This window comes from Petropleomorpha daqingensis (assembly GCF_013408985.1).
GTDB classification, from domain to species: Bacteria; Actinomycetota; Actinomycetes; order Mycobacteriales; family Geodermatophilaceae; genus Petropleomorpha; species Petropleomorpha daqingensis.
In genome coordinates, this window is sequence record NZ_JACBZT010000001.1 from 3485883 (window position 1) to 3503525 (window position 17643).

The 17643-nt window shown below is 73.2% G+C and carries 17 protein-coding genes; 13 read left to right on the forward strand and 4 right to left on the reverse strand.

All coding sequences use genetic code 11. The features are described from left to right. Positions 1 to 40: 40 nt before the first annotated feature. Complete coding sequence (locus GGQ55_RS17310; RefSeq protein WP_179718807.1) at positions 41 to 481, forward strand: hypothetical protein; 441 nt, start codon at positions 41 to 43, stop codon at positions 479 to 481. Beyond that, a complete protein-coding gene (locus GGQ55_RS17315; protein ID WP_179718809.1) occupies positions 481 to 1965 on the forward strand; it encodes an FHA domain-containing protein in 1485 nt (494 codons plus the stop codon). Before GGQ55_RS17310 ends, GGQ55_RS17315 begins: the two co-directional genes overlap by 1 nt. 194 nt (positions 1966 to 2159) lie before the next feature. Here the strand turns inward: GGQ55_RS17315 and GGQ55_RS17320 are convergent, their stop codons facing one another. After that, entirely contained in the window at positions 2160 to 4256 is a 2097-nt protein-coding gene (locus GGQ55_RS17320) for a cation:proton antiporter (RefSeq protein ID WP_218859319.1), read from the reverse strand. 281 nt (positions 4257 to 4537) lie between these two features. Here GGQ55_RS17320 and GGQ55_RS17325 point away from each other — a divergent pair, with 281 nt between their 5' ends. Continuing rightward, the gene (locus GGQ55_RS17325; protein ID WP_179718810.1) at positions 4538 to 5377 is read left to right on the forward strand and encodes a serine/threonine-protein kinase; all 840 of its coding nucleotides are present in this window, start codon (positions 4538 to 4540) and stop codon (positions 5375 to 5377) included. 54 nt (positions 5378 to 5431) lie between these two features. On the opposite strand, the gene GGQ55_RS26520 is transcribed toward GGQ55_RS17325, so the two are convergent. After that, positions 5432 to 7342, reverse strand: a complete 1911-nt coding sequence (locus tag GGQ55_RS26520) for a serine/threonine-protein kinase (protein ID WP_366489572.1) — start codon at positions 7340 to 7342, stop codon at positions 5432 to 5434. Between the two features lie 283 nt (positions 7343 to 7625). On the opposite strand from GGQ55_RS26520, the gene GGQ55_RS17335 reads away from it, so the two are divergent. Then, entirely contained in the window at positions 7626 to 8510 is an 885-nt protein-coding gene (locus GGQ55_RS17335) for a hypothetical protein (protein WP_179718813.1), read from the forward strand. Positions 8511 to 8564: 54 nt separating this feature from the next. Here GGQ55_RS17335 and GGQ55_RS17340 read toward each other — a convergent pair whose 3' ends face one another. Further along, positions 8565 to 8960: a Fur family transcriptional regulator gene (locus GGQ55_RS17340; RefSeq protein ID WP_179718815.1), complete on the reverse strand. Its 396-nt coding sequence runs from the start codon at positions 8958 to 8960 to the stop codon at positions 8565 to 8567. Positions 8961 to 9024: 64 nt separating this feature from the next. Here GGQ55_RS17340 and GGQ55_RS17345 point away from each other — a divergent pair, with 64 nt between their 5' ends. From GGQ55_RS17345 to GGQ55_RS17375, 7 genes are all read left to right on the forward strand, one after another. Continuing rightward, positions 9025 to 9306, forward strand: coding sequence for an antibiotic biosynthesis monooxygenase family protein (locus tag GGQ55_RS17345; protein ID WP_179718817.1), 282 nt, complete (start codon positions 9025 to 9027; stop codon positions 9304 to 9306). Next, positions 9303 to 9548, forward strand: a complete 246-nt coding sequence (locus GGQ55_RS17350) for a hypothetical protein (protein ID WP_179718819.1) — start codon at positions 9303 to 9305, stop codon at positions 9546 to 9548. The genes GGQ55_RS17345 and GGQ55_RS17350 overlap by 4 nt, the downstream gene beginning before the upstream one ends. A gap of 72 nt (positions 9549 to 9620) precedes the next feature. Beyond that, the gene (locus GGQ55_RS17355; protein ID WP_366489575.1) at positions 9621 to 11027 is read left to right on the forward strand and encodes a glycine--tRNA ligase; all 1407 of its coding nucleotides are present in this window, start codon (positions 9621 to 9623) and stop codon (positions 11025 to 11027) included. Between the two features lie 121 nt (positions 11028 to 11148). Then, a complete protein-coding gene (locus tag GGQ55_RS17360; protein ID WP_179718823.1) occupies positions 11149 to 12087 on the forward strand; it encodes an ABC transporter ATP-binding protein in 939 nt (312 codons plus the stop codon). Then, complete coding sequence (locus tag GGQ55_RS17365) at positions 12084 to 12878, forward strand: ABC transporter permease (protein WP_179718825.1); 795 nt, start codon at positions 12084 to 12086, stop codon at positions 12876 to 12878. Before GGQ55_RS17360 ends, GGQ55_RS17365 begins: the two co-directional genes overlap by 4 nt. A 21-nt stretch (positions 12879 to 12899) precedes the next feature. Next, positions 12900 to 14063 (forward strand): sensor histidine kinase, encoded by a 1164-nt coding sequence (locus tag GGQ55_RS17370; RefSeq protein WP_218859321.1) that lies wholly within the window; start codon positions 12900 to 12902, stop codon positions 14061 to 14063. After that, on the forward strand, positions 14060 to 14668 hold the full coding sequence (locus tag GGQ55_RS17375; protein ID WP_179718827.1) for a response regulator transcription factor: 609 nt from the start codon (positions 14060 to 14062) through the stop codon (positions 14666 to 14668). The genes GGQ55_RS17370 and GGQ55_RS17375 overlap by 4 nt, the downstream gene beginning before the upstream one ends. 70 nt (positions 14669 to 14738) lie before the next feature. On the opposite strand, the gene GGQ55_RS17380 is transcribed toward GGQ55_RS17375, so the two are convergent. Beyond that, positions 14739 to 15833 carry a type IV toxin-antitoxin system AbiEi family antitoxin domain-containing protein gene (locus tag GGQ55_RS17380; protein ID WP_179718829.1) on the reverse strand — a complete coding sequence of 365 codons (1095 nt, stop codon included), beginning with the start codon at positions 15831 to 15833 and terminating at the stop codon, positions 14739 to 14741. 211 nt (positions 15834 to 16044) lie between these two features. On the opposite strand from GGQ55_RS17380, the gene dusB reads away from it, so the two are divergent. Together dusB and GGQ55_RS17390 are read left to right on the forward strand one after the other, a co-directional pair. Further along, positions 16045 to 17190 carry a tRNA dihydrouridine synthase DusB gene (gene dusB, locus GGQ55_RS17385; RefSeq protein WP_179718831.1) on the forward strand — a complete coding sequence of 382 codons (1146 nt, stop codon included), beginning with the start codon at positions 16045 to 16047 and terminating at the stop codon, positions 17188 to 17190. Then, on the forward strand, positions 17187 to 17642 hold the full coding sequence (locus GGQ55_RS17390; protein ID WP_179718833.1) for an Rv0361 family membrane protein: 456 nt from the start codon (positions 17187 to 17189) through the stop codon (positions 17640 to 17642). Before dusB ends, GGQ55_RS17390 begins: the two co-directional genes overlap by 4 nt. Position 17643: the final 1 nt, after the last annotated feature.

Below are 17643 nucleotides of genomic sequence, written 5' to 3' on the forward strand. Positions count from 1 at the left end.
CGACTGCGGCTATCCCACCCCTCGACCGAGAGAGACGACCGTGCTGCCCACCCTGAACGGCCGCATCCAGACAAGGATCTTCCTGCTGGCTGTGGTCGGCTCGATCTGGACCCTGATCATCACCCCGGTTCTCCCCATCGACGCCCCGCTGTCGACGGCGTACAAGGTCACCTTCTCGGTGCTCCTGGTGACGACCGTGCTGGGCGTGGTCTGGGAGTTCATCTACCACGGCATCCAGCAGTTCCGCTGGGAGAAGGACTGGCCCACCCTGTTCGGGCTGCTCACCGCGATCCCCGAGGGCCTGCTCGTCTGGTTCCTCTTCAAGGGCGGCGCGGTGTGGTGGATCGACCCCGACCAGCTGCCCGGGCCGGCGTTCGTGATCGACTTCGCGACGACCTGGCTGCTGGTCTGGCTCGTCGCCAACGGCCCCATGCGGGTGCCGTTCATCCACTGGCGGATCAACGGCGGGAGGCTCATCTGATGGCGGCCGACAGCGCGCTCGCTCCGGCGAGCTCCACCGGGCCGGCCCCGACGACGGTGCCGCCGTTCGACCAGGTCTCGGTGGCGATCGCCCCCGGCGACGACCTGATCGTGCGGATGCCCGGCATCCTGCTCGTCGTCGGCGTCGAGGCCACGCCGGCGCCGCCGGCCGCACCCGCCCCGAAGCTGGGCGGCTGGGGCGCGGCGCCGGTCAAGGCCCCGGCCGCCGCCCCGGTCGGCGACACCAAGGTCGGCGAGCTGGTCGCCCTGTGCCGGCGGGTCTCCGCCGCCGGCAGCCGGGCGCCGGGCCGCCGGCTGCACGACGAGCTGCGGGCGTGGCTGCCGACGGTGTCGGACCTGCCGTCGTTCGCGCTCGCCGCGGCCACCGAGGAGGGGCTCGCGGTCGCGCTGGTGGGGGAGGGTGTCGCCGAGGTGCCCGACCTCGGCCTGCGGCTGACCCCGGCGGACGGCGAGCGGCTCCAGGACGGCACCCGCATCCTCGACCGGCTCGTCGACTGGCCGCCGGCACCGCTGCGGCTCTCGGCGGGCGGCCCGCTCGACATGGCCCCGCACCCGCTGGCCGACCTCGAGTCCGGCGTCGTCCCCGGCGCGGCGGCGGTGCTCTCGCCCGCGGTCGCCCCGGCGCCGACACCGATGCCCGACGCACCGTCGCCCACCGCGCTGGTGCGGCTGCCCTCGCCGAGCTCGCTGCTGCCGCCCCCGGGCGTCCCGGCGCAGCCGGTGGCGGTCGCTCCCACGCCGGTGGCGCCACCGCCGGTCGCGCACGACCACGACCACGCGCACCCGCACGAACACGCGGTCCCGGAGCAGGCTGCCGCTCCGCAGGCCGAGGAGGCGCCCGCGCCGCCCCCGGTGGAGCTGCCGCCGCCGGCGTTCGCGTCGTCCCTGCTCGCTCCGCCGGAGGAGGAGGCTCCCCGCGAGCCGCTGCCGGTGCTCGACCGCGAGCAGCCGCCGGCCGCTCTGATCGAGCAGGAGCCCGAGGACACCCGGCCCAAGGTCAAGGGCTTCCTCTGCTCGCGCGGGCACCTCAACGACCCGCGGGTGCTGTTCTGCAACCTCTGCGGCATCCGCATGGCGGAGCGGACCGGCGTCTTCATCGAAGGTGTCCGGCCGCCGCTCGGGCTGCTGGTCTTCGACAACGGGGCCACGGTCTCGCTCGACATGGACTACCTGCTCGGCCGCGAGCCGGAGACCGACGACCGGGTCACCTCCGGTCAGCTGCGCCCGCTGCTGGTCGTCGACCAGACCGGTGGGGTCAGCCGGCACCACGCGGAGATCCGGCTCGAGGGCTGGGACGTCGTCCTGGTCGACATCGGCTCGGCCAACGGCACCCTCGTCGCTCCGCCCGGGGCCCCGGCCTGGCAGTCGCTGGTGCCCAACCAGCCGGTCCGGCTCGTGCCGGGCATGGCGGTCCGCATGGGCAGCCGCCAGTTCGCCTTCGAGTCGCCGCACGGCGCCACGTAAGGGCCGCGAGAAGCACGCCGGCGCCCGCGCCCCCGCTCCGGGGACGCGGGCGCCGTCACGTTCAGGGCGTCTTCCCGGGTGTCCGGCGTCCCCCGGACCCGAGAAGGCGATCTGTGCAGCCGACACGCCCCGACACGCCGGGCGATCGTGCACGGATTGCCTTCTCGAGGCAGCGCCCTCCCGGTCGGGTGCGGCTAGGTCGTCGCAGGACCGGCGGAGATACCGGCCAGCGTCTCGTCCATGTCCCGGTCGCTGTCGGCGATGCCGGCGTGGACGGTCAGCACCGGGGTGAGGTCGGCGTCCGCCATCTCCGTCGGCACCCCCGCGGGGGCCACCAGCAGCGACGGCACCGCGGCCGGGTCCTCCTCCTCGGCCACGGTCACGCCGGCACGGCGCAGGCCCTCGGCGACGCCGGAGACCCGCCGCCCGGCCCGCCAGCCCTCGCCTGCCCGCAGCTGCAGCGGCACCGACCGGCCCATCGACGCCTGCGCGGCCAGCCGCAGCGCGGCCCGCCCGTCGGCGTCGCCGTCCGTGACCACCGAGACCGGGCCCTGCGGGACCAGACCGGGCTCACCCAGCTCCCCGGAGACGAGGACGACGGACCCCAGCAGCCCGGCCGGCCACGGCGTCTCGGACGCAGTGCCGCTGTCGGGCACGCCCCAGCCGCGCCGGGCCAGCACGAGGTCGGCCTCGCTGCTCGTGGCGATCTCGCAGAGGTCGGTCCAGGGCTCCGCGCTGAACCGCGACGCCACCGAGGCCTTGATCCCGCGCGCCTCCACCAGCCGGGCGAGGTCGCGCAGCTCCAGGCCGGCCTCGGCGATGAGCGCCAGATCGGCCCCGATCCCGCTGGCGACCTCGGGCTTCGGCGTCGTCCGGCGGACGACGCGGACCAGCACCACCTGAGCCGGGGACTCCCGCCCGACCAGGTCGCAGGCGAGGTGCACCAGTGCCTGGTCGTGCACCGGGTCGTCCACCGCGACCACCACGGTGTAGGCGTCGACGAGGCCCAGCTCGGCCTTCTCGGCGGCGGCGATGTCGCGGGCGAGCACCCGGGGCGGGTAGATGACCTTGAGCAGCGGCGAGGTCATCACCGTCGTCACGATGGCCATGATCACCAGCAGCGTGAACATCTCGCCGTCGAGCACGCCGAGCTGCACACCGATGTTGAGGATGACCAGCTCGGTGAGACCTCGGGTGTTCATGAGCGTCGCCAGCGCCGTCGCCTGGCGCCGCGGGACCCGCTGGAGCCGGGCCGCGGTGAACGCGCCGATGAACTTCCCGGCGATCGCGGCCAGCAGGATCAGGAGGAGCTCGACGAGGCCGGCCGCGTCGATCGCGCCGAGGTCGACGTTGAACCCGGTGATCACGAAGAACACCGGCAGCAGCAGCAGGACGCTGACCTGCTCCAGCCGGTCGACGATGTCGTGGGTGAGCGCGGCGGCGTGCTTGCGCGGCATGATCACGCCGAAGATGAAGGCACCGAAGATGAAGTGGATGCCGATCTCCTCGGTGATCCACGAGCTGGCCAGGATGCCGACGAGCACCACGGCCATCATCTCGGGGGTCAGCCGGCCGAACCGTTCGTAGCGGGTCACCAGCGCCGTGAGCAGGCGGCGGACCACGAGGAACATCACCAGGGCGAAGATGATCGTCAGGGCGATGATCTTCGCGACGCCGACCAGCGACCCGGCGGAGACGATCGCGACCACCACGGCCAGCAGCGCCCACGCCAGGACGTCGTCCACCGCGGCGCAGGCCAGGGAGAGGACGCCCACCGGGATCCGGTGCATGCCGCGTTCGGTCAGGATCCTCGCCAGTACGGGGAACGCCGTGATGGACATCGACACACCGATGAACAGCGCGAAGGCGAGGAAGGTGACCTTGTCGCCGTTCACCACCGAGTGCGAGGCGTACAGCACCGAGGCGATCAGGACGCCGAGAGCGAACGGCAGGATGATCGACGACAGCGACACCGACACGGCGATCCGCTCGCGGCCGCGGATGAACGACAGGTCGACCTCGAGACCGACCAGGAACATGAACAGCACCAGGCCGAGCTGGGCCAGCACGTTCAGGAAGGGCCGGACGTCGGGCGGGAAGAGCTTCGTGTCGAGGTCCCCGGGCAGGGCGCCGAGCAGCGTCGGGCCGAGCAGGATGCCGGCGATGATCTCGCCGACGACGGCGGGCTGGCCGACCCGCAGGGCCAGCCGCCCGAACAACCGGGCGACCACCACGATCACCGCCAGGTCGAGGAAGACGTAGCTGACGATCTCGGCCGGTGTGTGGTCCACGAGTTACTCCGCAGGGGAACCGGCCTGCGCTGCCAGGGCCGGGAAGACGGGCGGACACCGTGCCCCGGGGCTCGGGACACGCCCGCAGCACGCGTGCGAGCGCGCGGATGCTAACCGCGCCGCGGGGCCCGTGGGGGGTTCCCGAGCGCCCTGGGAGAACTGCCCCGCAGCGGGCGCGCAACAGGGTTCCGCCACCGCCCCGTCCCCGGCAGACTGACCCGCTGCCGCGCACTGCGGCGCCCCGGGCGACCGGGGATGCGCAAGGTTTCTGGAGGACATGCATGGACGCCGCCGGCCTGGTCGGTTCCGCCCCCGCCGCCATCGCGGACTACCAGGTGGTCCGGTTGCTCGGCGAGGGCAACCACGGCCGCTTCTACCTCGCCCGCCCGCCGGCGCGGCTCGGCCTGCCCGACGAATTCGTCGCGGTCAAGGTGTTCACGGGCCAGCACAGCGAGCAGGCGTACGAGCGGGGGGTCCGCGAACTGCGGGCGTTCGCGCAGGTCAAGTCGCCGTACCTGGTGAAGGTCTACGACGCCGTCCTGCAGGACAGCTTCCTGTACGCGATGGAGTACCTGCCGCTCGGCTCGCTCGCCGCCCCGGCCCGGCCGCTCTCGCGCGGTGAGGTGCTGCGGGCCGTCGCACACGCCGCGCACGCCCTGCACGCGCTGCACGAGGCGGGGCTCACGCACGGTGACCTGAAGCCGGCCAACATCCTGCTGACCGAGGACGGCGCGAAGCTGTCCGACCTCGGCCTGGCCCGCTACCTGACCCCGGGCGTCACGCTGACCGGCATGGCCAGCGCGGCGTCGGTGGAGTACCTCGACCCGGCGCTGCTGCGCGGGGAGCGCCCGTCGCGGGCCACCGAGGTGTTCGCGCTGGGGGCCACGCTGCACCGGGCGCTGACCGGCACCGGCCTCTACGGCGAGCTGCCCGACTCCGAGCCGCTGCTGGCCATCCGCAAGGTGATGAGCGCCGAGCCGACCGTCGCCTCGGGGCTGTCCCCGGAGGAGGCGGACCTGGTGCGCGCCTGCCTGGCCCCGGTGGGGGAGCGGCCGGCGACCGCCGAGGAGGTCGCCCAGCGGCTGGAGGCGCTCGCCGCGCCCGCGCTCGCCAACGCCTGAACGACGCAGAACGGCCCCGCTCCCTGGGAGGAGCGGGGCCGTTCTGCTGTGCCGCTAGAGCTGGAAGTCGCTGTTGGCGCCGTCGCGCCACCAGGTCCAGAGGGTGGCCAGCCCCTCGGTGCCGCCACCGGTCAGCTGCACGACGGCCTCGGCGTGGGCGTCGTCCTGGGTCCAGACCAGGACGGCGTTGTTGTCGTCGCTGACGTAGCAGGCCACCCGGCCGGCCTGGTCGCCGTTCGTGCCGGTGTAGTAGTAGTAGCCCTGGGTGTCCGGGCAGGCCTGGTCCGCGCTCAGCTCGGTGAGGTTCACGCCGGTGACGTCGTCCAGGAACACCTGCTCCACCGTGGCGCTGTCGGGGTAGAGGTAGAACCGGGAGAAGTCCGGCCCGGGCTGCGACGTCGCCGCGCCGCAGTCGAGCGCGGCGAGGTCCCCGTCGCCGGCCGGCGCCAGCGTGGTGCAGCTCGCCGAGTCGAAGCCCGCGGGGATCTCCGAGCGCAGCGTGTCCTCGTCACCCGACGCCGAGGGCGTCGTCTCGGTGGTCGTCGTCTCGGTCGACGTCGACGTCTCCGACGAGGTGGACGTCGAGGAGGAGCTGGTCACAGGCGGGTTGTCGCCCCCCTTGCCGCCGGTCAGCACGATCACCAGGACGACGACGCCGACGACGACCAGCGCGCCGACCCCGAGCAGGATCGGCAGCAGGGTCTTCTTGCCGCCGCCGGATCCCGGTGCGCCGGTGGGACCGCCCGGCGCGTACGGCGGGGGCCCGCCGGCCTGCCCGGGCGGGGCGTACGTCGAGGGGCCCTGCGAGTAGAAGCCCTGCCCGGGGCTGGACGGCGGCCCGTAGCTGCCGCCGGGGTTCGACGGCGGCCCGTAGCCGGTCGACGGGCCCGGGTTGGACGGCGGCCCGTAGCCGCCGCCGGGGTTGGACGGCGGCCCGTACCCGGTGGCGGGCAGGCCGGGGCTGGACGGCGGCCCGTAGCTCGCCGCCTGGCCCGGGTTGGACGGCGGGCCGTAGCCACCGGCGGGACCGGGGTTGGAGAAGCCCACCGTCTGCGGCGGGATGTAGGGGATCGGCGTGATCGAGGTCGGCGGCGCCACCGGTGCCTTCGCCTCGGGCTTGACCGTCACGCCGGCGGCGTGCAGCGCCTTGCGGGCGGCCGAGGCGAGCTCACCGGCGGTGCCGTAGCGCTCGTCGGGGTCCTTGGCCAGACCCTTGAGCACCACCTCGTCCAGCGCGGCGGGCAGGTCGGGGCGCACCGACGACGGCGTCGGCGGGGCGGTGTTGAGGTGGGCGTACATCAGCGTGGCCAGACCGTCGCCGACGAACGGACGACGTCCGGTCAGGCACTCGAAGAGCACGCAGGCCAGCGCGTAGACGTCGACCCGCTTGTCCACCGGCTTCTCGAGGAAGCGCTCGGGGGCCATGTAGTCGAACGAGCCCAGGGCCGCGCCGGTCTGGGTCAGCGCGGGTCCCGACGTGTCGGTGGTGGAGCGGGCGATGCCGAAGTCGACGAGGTAGACGAACTCGTCGTCGCCGTCGCCGGTCAGCAGCACGTTCGAGGGCTTCACGTCGCGGTGGACGAGACCGTCGGCGTGGGCGGAGTCCAGGGCGCGGGCGACCTGGCTGACGATCGAGACGGCCCGCTCGGGGCCCATCGGGCCCTCCTGCGCGAGCACCGCGGCGACGTCGCGGCCCGGCACCAGCCGCATGTCGAGGAACAGCCGCCCGTCGATCTCGCCGTAGCGGTGGATCGGGACGATGTGCGGCTCGTTTAGCCGGGCGGCGAGGTGGGCCTCGCGGCGGAAGCGCTCGCGGTAGCCGCGGTCGGCGGCCAGCGCCTCGGAGAGGACCTTGAGTGCCACGACCCGGTCGTGCTCGGTGTCGAAGGCCCGATAGACCTCACCCATGCCACCGCGACCGAGCAACGCCTCGATGCGATAGGCACCGAACTGTTCGAATTCCACCGCGAAACCTTCCGTGTGGCCGCCGGCCAGGGCGCTCGTCGGATAGGCGCCGGGCGGTCGTCGGGGCGGAGTCTAGGTACCGGCCTGGCCCGCGAACAGGCATCACGTCCTCGGCGAGCCGGATCTCGCTCGCCGAGCGGTCCGCCGGGACGAGCGGGGCATTTCGTGACGGACCCGTGACAGATACCGCGCACGAACCCGTAGGCGGCGGCACCGCCGATCACTACCTTGGCCGCCGCCACGGGCGAGCGCCGCCCCCCGCACGTCGAACGAGAGAAGCACGATGAGCCAGCCTCCAGGTCCTTACGGCGGCCAGTACGGCCAGCCGGGTCAGCCCGGCCCGTACGGGCAGCCCGGTCAGCCCGGCCCCTACGGCCAGCCCGGCCAGCAGGGGCAGCCCGGTCAGTACGGACAGCCCGGTCAGCCGGGTCAGTACGGCCAGCCGGCGTACGGCCAGCCCCAGCAGCAGCCGGGGCCGTACGGCGCTCCCGGGGGCGGGTTCCCGCCCGGTGGCGGCGCTCCCGGTGGCTACCCGCCCTACGGTCAGCCGCCGAAGAAGAGCCCTCTGCCGTGGATCATCGCCGCGGTCGTCGTCGTCCTGGTGGCCGCCGGTGTCGTGCTGTTCGTCGTCCTGAACAAGGACGACAACAACTCCGCGACGGCGGCGAGCACCACGACGTCGACCAGCTCGTCGAGCTCCAGCTCCTCGTCGAGCAGCTCGTCGGAGTCGATGCGGCCGATGAACACCGACATGAGCCTGCCCGGCGGTGCGGAGCCCCCGCCCACCAACCCGGGCGGCTCGATGGGCGGCGACCAGACCGGCGCCGACAACGGCTCGTTCGCCGGCTCGGGCCAGGCGGCTCTGGACTGGGTGAACGCCATGGTCAGCGGCGACTTCACGACGGCCTACAACTCGCTGTGCCCCGACTGGCAGTCGACCATCGCCCAGGCGGCGTCGGAGAACGGTGTCTCCCCGGAGGACGCGACCCAGATCCTCTTCTACCAGGTCACGCTCAGCGGCCACGGCATCTCCGGCGGCAACGTGGACGGCGTGGAGAACGGCGGTGACCTCGACATCGTGTCGTTCACGCTGCAGCTCGACGACGGCAGCACGTACGACCTGGTCGTCGGCGTCGACCAGAACCTGGCGGTCTGCGGCTGGCAGTGACCCAGCCAGTGGTCGACGGCCCTCGCACCCCACGGTGCGGGGGCCGTCGTCGTCTCAGCTCTCGGCCGGGACGACGCGGCAGTCGGCGCAGGTGCCGAAGATCTCCAGCGTGTGGCTGACGTCGGCGAAGCCGTGCTCGTCGGCGATGCTGTCGGCCCAGCGCTCCACCGTCGGCCCCTCCACCTCGACGGTCCGGCCGCACGCCCGGCACACCAGGTGGTGGTGGTGCTGGCGGCTGCACCGGCGGTAGAGCGCCTCGCCGGAGTCGGTGCGGATCGAGTCCAGCTCGCCGTCGTCGGCCATCGCCTGCACGGTCCGGTACACCGTCGACAGCCCGACCTGATCGCCGGTCGAGCGGAGCAGTCCGTGCACCTCCTGGGCGCTGTGGAAGCCCTCCAGCCCGGCGAAGACGGCGCGGACCGCTGCGCGCTGTCGGGTGGTGCGGGCCATTACCTCATGGTGCCATTCGCACCTGCGCGTTTCCGCCGTCTCGTCGCGTGGCACCGTCGTGCGCATGTTCGCCGTCACCCGCCTGCGTGCTCCCGCGAACGAGGACCTCACCACCGCGGTGGGTGAGCTGCTCGCCGCGTTGGCCGCCCGTCCCGGTTTCGTCGACGGCGAGTTCGGCCGGTCGACCGAGGACGGCGACCTGTGGGCGCTGGTCACGCGGTGGGACGGCGTGGGCTCCTACCGCCGGGGGCTGTCCGCCGCCGAGGTGAAGATCGCCGGGGCGCCGGTCTGGGTGCACGCGGTCGACGAGCCCGGCGTCTACGTGGCCGCCGAGGACCCCGCGTGACCCGGCCGCCGGACGAGCCGGAACCCACCGACGAGATGCGCGTGCCGGCCCCGGGTCCGGCCGAGCCGCCGCTGGTCGACCTGCCGACCGAGCAGGTGGGGATGCCGGCCGTGCAGGCCGAGCCGACCACGCCCCTCGCGCCGGTTCCGGTCGCCCGCCACCGCCGGACGGCGGTCCTCGTGACGGCGCTGGTGCTGCTGGTCCTCGCCGTGATGGCGGTCGCCGTCCTGGTCTGGGGGTGACGGCGGGGGGAAGCGCGGCCCAACTACCGTGGAGCGGTCAACCCGCCGACCGCCAGCCGGATGGAGCCTTTCGTGGCAGCCCCCGCCAGTCCCAAGCACGACCCCGCCCGCCTCGACAAGGTCGTGAACCTCTGCAAGCGCCGGGGGTTCGTCTTCCCGTCGGGTGAGATCTACGGCGGCACCCGCTCCGCGTGGGACTACGGGCCACTGGGGGTCGAGCTCAAGGAGAACATCAAGCGGCAGTGGTGGCGCACCGTCGTCCAGAGCCGGGACGACATCGTCGGCCTGGACTCCTCGGTGATCCTGCCGCGGCAGGTGTGGGTGGCCTCGGGGCACGTCGGCGTCTTCACCGACCCGCTGACCGAGTGCCAGCACTGCCACAAGCGCTTCCGCGCCGACCACCTCGAGGAGGAGTTCGAGGCCAAGAAGGGCCGGGCGCCGGAGAACGGCCTGGCCGACATCACCTGCCCGAACTGCGGCACGAAGGGCGCGTGGACCGAACCGCGCGACTTCAACATGATGCTCAAGACCTACCTCGGCCCGGTCGAGGACGAGTCGGGGCTGCACTACCTGCGCCCGGAGACCGCGCAGGGCATCTTCGTGAACTTCGCCAACGTCAGCGGCGCGGCCCGCAAGAAGCCGCCGTTCGGCATCGGCCAGATCGGCAAGTCGTTCCGCAACGAGATCACGCCGGGCAACTTCATCTTCCGCACCCGCGAGTTCGAGCAGATGGAGATGGAGTTCTTCGTCGAGCCCGGCACCGACGAGACCTGGCACCAGTACTGGATCGACGAGCGCACCCGCTGGTACACCGACCTGGGCATCTCGGCGGACAACCTGCGCCACTACGAGCACCCGAAGGAGAAGCTGTCGCACTACTCGACGCGCACCGTCGACATCGAGTACCGCTTCGGCTTCCAGGGCTCGGAATGGGGTGAGCTCGAGGGCATCGCCAACCGCACCGACTTCGACCTGAAGACCCACTCGGAGCACTCCGGGGTCGACCTGTCCTACTTCGACCAGGCGTCGAACACGCGGTGGGTGCCCTACGTCATCGAGCCGGCGGCCGGGCTGACCCGCTCGCTCATGGCGTTCCTCATCGAGGCCTACACCGAGGACGAGGCGCCGAACACCAAGGGCGGTGTCGACGTCCGGACGGTGCTGCGGCTGGACCCGCGGCTGGCACCGGTGAAGGCCGCCGTCCTGCCGCTGTCGCGCAACGCCGACCTCTCGCCGAAGGCCCGCGACCTCGCCGCGACCCTGCGCAAGAACTGGAACGTCGACTTCGACGACGCCGGCGCTATCGGCCGGCGCTACCGGCGGCAGGACGAGATCGGCACGCCGTTCTGCCTCACGGTCGACTTCGACACCCTCGAGGACGACGCCGTGACGGTGCGCGAGCGGGACACGATGAGCCAGGAGCGGGTCGGTCTCGACCAGGTCGAGCGCTACCTCAAGGACCGCCTCCCCATCTGCTGACGTGGTTTCGCGTGCTTAACCGCGCGCGGTCAAGCACGCGAAACCACCCGTGACATCTCTCACGGGGATGTCGTGATGCGCGGCAGAGGTGGTCGGGGCCGCCGCTCCCGATGCTCTACGCATGACGCAGACCTTCCCGGGCGCGGCCGCTCCGGCGGCCGGCCGCGCCGCTCCGGCCGTCGCCCTGCGCGGGCTGACCAAGCGCTTCGGCGCGGTCACCGCGGTCGACGGCCTCGACCTCACGATCGAGCAGGGTGAGATCGTCGCCTTCCTCGGCCCCAACGGCGCCGGCAAGACCTCGACCATCGACATGGTGCTCGGCCTGTCCCGCCCGGACGCCGGCACCGCGGAGGTCTTCGGGATGACCCCGCGCTCCGCGGTCGCGCACGGCCTGGTCACCGCCGTCATGCAGACCGGCGGCCTGCTCAAGGACCTCACCGTCGCCGAGACCGTCGAGCTCACCGCCGCGCTGTTCGCGCACACCCGGCCGATCGCCGAGGTGCTCGAGCGCGCTGGGCTCACCGCGATCGCCGGCCGCCGGGTCGCCAAGTGCTCCGGCGGCGAGCAGCAGCGGCTGCGCTTCGCCATGGCGCTGCTGCCCGAGCCCGAGCTGCTGATCCTCGACGAGCCCACCACCGGGATGGACGTCGAGGGCCGTCGCGACTTCTGGGGCGCGATCCGCGCCGACGCCGAGCGCGGCCGCACCGTCGTCTTCGCGACCCACTACCTGGAAGAGGCCGACGCCTACGCCGACCGGATCGTCCTGGTCAGCCACGGCCACGTGGTCGCCGACGGCACCGCCGCCGAGATCAAGGCGCAGTCCTCCGGCCGGCTGGTCACCGCCACCTGGGAGGGGGTCGGCACGAGCGAGGCCGTCGGCCTGCGGTCGCTGCCCGGCGTCGAGGACGTCGAACTGCGCGGCGACACCGTGCTCGTCCGGGCCAAGGACTCCGACTCCGTCGCCCGGCACCTGCTCACCACCACGCCCGCGCGGGACCTCCAGATCACCTCGCGCGGCCTCGAAGACGCCTTCCTCGCCCTGACCGGAGACAACCGATGACCGCCGCGATCGCCACCGTCCCCCAGCGCCGCGTGCCCCCGCTGGGCGGCTTCTCGCTCACCTTCCTGCGGCTGGAGATCACCAGGATGCTGCGCAACCGCCGCACCCTGGTGTTCACGCTGATCATGCCGCCGGCGTTCTTCCTGCTCTTCGGCGGACTCAGCGACGCCTACCAGCACCAGGTCGCCGGCCGCGGCAACGTCTCGGCGTACCTGATGATCAGCTTCGCCGTGTACGGCTCGATGATCGCCAACACCGCCGCCGGCGCCTCGGTCGCCGTGGAGCGGGCGCTCGGCTGGTCGCGCCAGCTGCGGCTCACCCCGCTCAACCCGCTGGCGTACATGGCCACCAAGGTGCTCACCGCCATGGTCATGGGCGCGGTCTCGGTGGCCATCGTGTTCGCCGTCGGCGGCCTGAGCGGCGCGGTGCGGATGCCCGCCTGGGCGTGGGTCGTCAGCGGGCTGGTCGCCTGGATCTGCGCGGTCGTCTTCGCCGCGTTCGGCCTGTTCATCGGCTACCTGGTGCCGTCGGAGAACGTCATGCAGCTGCTCGGCCCCGCGCTGGCGCTGCTGGCCCTGATGGGCGGCATCTTCGTGCCGCTCGACGTCCTCAGCCACACGCTGCAGACCCTGGCGAAGTTCACCCCCGCCTACGGCGTGGGCGCGCTGGCCCGGGCGGCGCTGATCGAGGACCACGTGAACCTGGCCGCGATCGCCAACGTCATCATCTGGACGGCGCTGTTCGCCGCCGGCGCGGTGTGGCGGTTCCGCCGCGACACCGCCCGCGTCTGACCGGGAGTCACACTGCTCTCCGTGACCACCACGACCGAGGGGACCGCGCCGCACGGTGCGGTCCCCTCCGGCGTGCCCGCGGACGCCGGCATCCGCCGCCCCGGGCGGTTTGGGTGGGTCTTCGCCGCGGTCTGGCTTTACTTCCTGTACCAGCCGCTCGAGGCCGCGTGGAACTCCGACGCCGCGCTCGGCTGGCGGGTTGTCGGCATCGCGGCGCTCCTGACGTTCGCCGGCGGCTTCGTCTGGTTCTTCGCCCGGATCCGTTACCGGCGCGGCTTCAGCCGGCCGCCCACCGCGCAGGTGTGGTGGGTGCTGGCCGGCGGGCTCGGCCTGCTCGCGCTCGCCGCCCCCGCCGCCGGCGAGGAGGCGATGGCCGGGCTCATCTACGTCGGGGTCACGGCGGTGATGACGCTGCGGGCGCGGGCGGCGTGGGCGGTGGTCGCCGGGCTCGTCGTCCTCGTCGTCGTCCTGCCCCTCGTGATCCCCGGCTGGAAGCCGCTGGGCGACTTCCTGCCCAGCCTCCTGCTCGGCTGCTTCGCCGCGTTCGGGATCAGCCAGGTCATCGAGCGCAATGCCCAGCTCGCCCAGGCGCGCGAGCAGCTGGTGGACCTCGCCGTCACCCAGGAGCGGGAGCGCCTGGGCCGGGACGTGCACGACATCCTCGGCCACTCGCTGACCGTCATCACGGTGAAGACCGAGCTGGCCGGCCGGATGTTGGAGACCCTGCCGCCCGGTCCGGCCACCGACCGAGCTCGCAGCGAGGTCGCCGACGTCGAACGGCTGGCCCGCGAGGCGCTCGCCGACGTCCGCGCGACCGTCTCGGGCACCCGCGAGGTCTCGCTCACCGGGGAGCTCGCGGCGGCCCGGTCGGCGCTGGCGGCGGCCGGGATCTCGGCCGACCTGCCCAGCGGGGTCGACGTCGTCCCGGCCCGGCACCGGGAGCTGTTCGCCTGGGCGCTGCGGGAAGGGGTCACCAACGTGGTGCGGCACTCCGGTGCGAGCTGGTGCGGCGTGCACCTGACCGCCGACTGCGTGGAGGTGCGCGACGACGGTCGCGGGCCGGGCACCTACCAGAGCGGTGGCAACGGCCTGGCCGGGCTGCAGGCGCGGGCGGCGACGTCGGGCGCCACGCTCGAGATCGAGCGCGCGCCGGAGGGCGGCTTCCTGCTGCGGGTGGTCGCGTGATCCGGCTGCTCCTCGCCGATGACCAGGCCCTGGTCCGTGGCGCGCTCGCCGCGCTGCTCGCGCTGGAGTCCGACCTGGAGGTGGTCGCCGAGGTCGGCCGGGGCGACCAGGTGGTCGAGGCGGCGGTGCGGGAGAAGGCGGACGTCGTCCTCATGGACGTCGAGATGCCCGGGCTCGACGGGATCGCGGCCACCGCGGTGCTGCGCAAGGCCCTGCCGTCGTGCCGGGTGCTGATCGTGACCACGTTCGGCCGGCCCGGCTACCTGCGCCGCGCGATCGAGGCCGGCGCCAGCGGGTTCGTCGTCAAGGACACCCCCGCCCGGCAGCTGGCCGAGGCGGTGCGCCGGGTGCACGCCGGGCTGCGGGTGCTCGACCCCGCCTTGGCCGAGGAGTCGCTGGTGTCGGGCGCCAGCCCGCTCACCACCCGGGAGACCGAGGTGCTCCGGGCGGCGCGCGGTGGGGACACGGTCGCCGACGTCGCCGCCGTCCTGCACCTGTCGGAGGGGACGGTGCGCAACCACCTCTCGGCCGCCATCGGCAAGACCGGCGCGCGCAACCGCGCCGAGGCCGTCCGCCTCGCCGAGGACCGCGGCTGGCTCCTGTAGGTGGTCTCGCCGCGCGACCGCACGCGGGTCAAGCCGCCTGGGGAGGGGATGAGCCGCAGGAGCATGCGGCTCAACCCCGCCTCGGATGGGTCAAGCCGGGGACGACGATGCGGTCGTCGGCGCGGGGTAACCAGCCGTCATCCCCTGTGTCCTCGCCCCGGAACCGACCCTCGACCCGCGGGATCTCCTGGAAGTCCCGCACCGTGGGCCCTGGGGTCTCGAGCGATCGCCGCACCTGTCGCTCCAGCGCGTCACGGCCTCCGTTCAGGTCCTCGGCGGCGACCCGCACGAACCGCACTCCCAGGGAGCGCAGATGATCCTCCGCCCGCTTCTCCCGCCACAGCTCTTCGTCCGGGGTGCGGCCGTACCTCGGTCGCTGGTACTTGATCCGGCCGTCGAACTCGATCGCCAGTGCGGCCTCGGGATACCAGCCGTCGACCACCTTGAGCAGCGTGCCGTCGACCCACAGCTCGACCTGCGGGACGAACCGCGGTAGCCCGAGGGCGGCGAAGGTCAGCCGGCCGCAGGTCTCCAGCCACGACTCGGCCCTGCCGTCAGCCAACGCGACCGCGCGGACCGCGCGGGGCACACCCGGGACGAAGCATTGCCGGGCCAGCACCGCGGCCAGTTCCTCACGACTGGTCAACCGGCGCAGCAGTGCGGCGTCGACCGCGGCGACCGCATGCACTTCGGGCCAGATGCGGGCGACGTCCACCAATGTCCGCGCCGCTGTGGTCACCCGGTATGCGCCACGGACGACCACGTCCTCATCGGGAAGGGTGGCGCGGGTCATCAGCCAGCCGGTTCCGCGACGCCAGCGGTGCGGATCGGTCAGCTGTACGACGTCGGTGCTCGACCGTGGGCCAGGCAGTCCCCAGATCCACGCGGCAGTGGCCCCGCTGAAGACGGCGGATGGTCGATCCAGGCTCGCCATGACGGCCAAGGCATCGAGACCGGGACGGCGGCTCGTCCGCGTCACCTCGGCGAGGTCGGCGGCAGTGACGAAGACGCCAGGTCGCAGCCGCACCCAGGTGCCGGCGCGCACGGCGGCGGCGGTCTCGACCTTGCCGATGCCGGAGGCGGTGAGGTCGGCGGCTGTGAACACGCCGAGCCGCCGGCGCACAGGCAGGTCGATGGCGAGCGGTAGGAAGAGCGGCGCGGGCACGGGTCCGAGGGTGGCGCCCCGCGCGAAGGCCGTGACCCTGCTCGTGGAATCTGTGGAGGGCGCGGTCTCCTGAGGAGGGGTGGGCCGGGACGGGGGCGATCGGTGATAGCGGCTCAACCCGGGCCGGTCGGGGGAGAGCCGCGGGAACACGCGGGCCCACCCAGCCCTGAGCGGCTCAACCCGGACAAGTCCGCCCACCTACCCTGGGGACGTGACGACGACGGTGGCGCTCCCGGCCCTGAAGCTGGGGACGTTGAGCGTCGACCCCGCCGTCGTCCTCGCGCCGATGGCCGGCATCACGAACCCGGCCTTCCGGACCCTGTGCCGGGAGTTCGGGGCCGGCCTCTACGTCTGCGAGATGATCACCACCCGGGCGCTGGTCGAGCGCAACGAGAAGACGCTGCAGATGGTCCGGGCGACGCCGGACGAGAAGGACGCCTTCTCCGTGCAGCTCTACGGGGTCGACCCCGCCACCGTCGGCCGTGCGGTGCAGATGCTGGTCGACGAGGGGATCGCCGGCACCCGCCCGGCGCACATCGACCTCAACTTCGGCTGCCCGGTGCCCAAGGTGACCCGCAAGGGCGGCGGCTCGGCGCTGCCCTGGCGGCGAAGGCTGTTCGAGAACATCGTCCGTGAGGCGGTGCGAGCGGCCGGCGACGTCCCGGTGACGGTCAAGACCCGGATCGGCATCGACGCCGACCACCACACGTACGCAGACGCCGGCCGGATCGCGCAGGACGCCGGCGCCGCCGCGATCACCCTGCACGGCCGCACCGCCGACCAGCTCTACAGCGGCACTGCCGACTGGTCGCACATCGCCCGCCTGGTCGAGACCGTGGACATCCCGGTGCTGGGCAACGGCGACATCTGGGAGGCCGACGACGCGCTGCGCATGGTCGCCGAGACCGGGTGCGCGGGCGTCGTCATCGGCCGCGGCTGCCTGGGGCGGCCGTGGCTGTTCGGGGACCTGGCCGCCGCGTTCGCCGGGCAGCCGCGACGGGCGCTGCCGACCCTGCGGGAGGTCGCCGCCGTCATGCACCGGCACGCGACACTGCTCGGCGAGGAGCAGGGTGAGCGGCACGGCTGCACCGACTTCCGCAAGCACGTCGCCTGGTACCTCAAGGGTTTCTCGGTCGGCTCCGACGTCCGCAAGGCCCTCGCCATGGTGAGCTCCCTCGACGAGCTGGCCGACCTGCTCGCGCGGATCCCCGACCAGCCCTACCCGGTCGAGGTGCTCGGTGCCCCGCGGGGGCGCACGAGCCCGCCGCGGCCGGTGGCGCTCCCCGAGGGTTGGCTGGCCGACCGCGACGACCCTCGGCCGCCGGCCGGCGCGGAGCTCGAGGTGAGCGGCGGGTGACCGAGGGCCCGTACCTGTACGACGAGGGGCCGGAGCCGCTGCACACCGGCGCGGGCCGCCGCCGAGGCCGCCTCCTGGTGCTGATCTTCGCCGGCACCGTCCTGCTGGCGATCGCCGCCGTCGTCGTGCTGCCGCTGGTCAAGGGGACGGCGGAGGAGCAGTCGACCCAGGCCGTGCAGGTCTTCTACGCCGCCCTGGAGCAAGGTGACACCGACACCGCGTACAGCCTGCTCTGCAACGACGAGCGCGCCCGGTTGCAGCCGGACCAGGTCGCCGGGAAGTACGTCCGGTCCGGGACCCCCACGGTCGGGAAAGCGACAGCGGATCCCGGTGACAGCGGCGCCCGTGTGGTGACGGTCCGCTGGACCGACGGCGGGGCCGTGACCAGCACGTTCCTGACCGTCGTCAACGAGGACGGCGCCCACATCTGCGGAACGACGACGGACGGCTGAA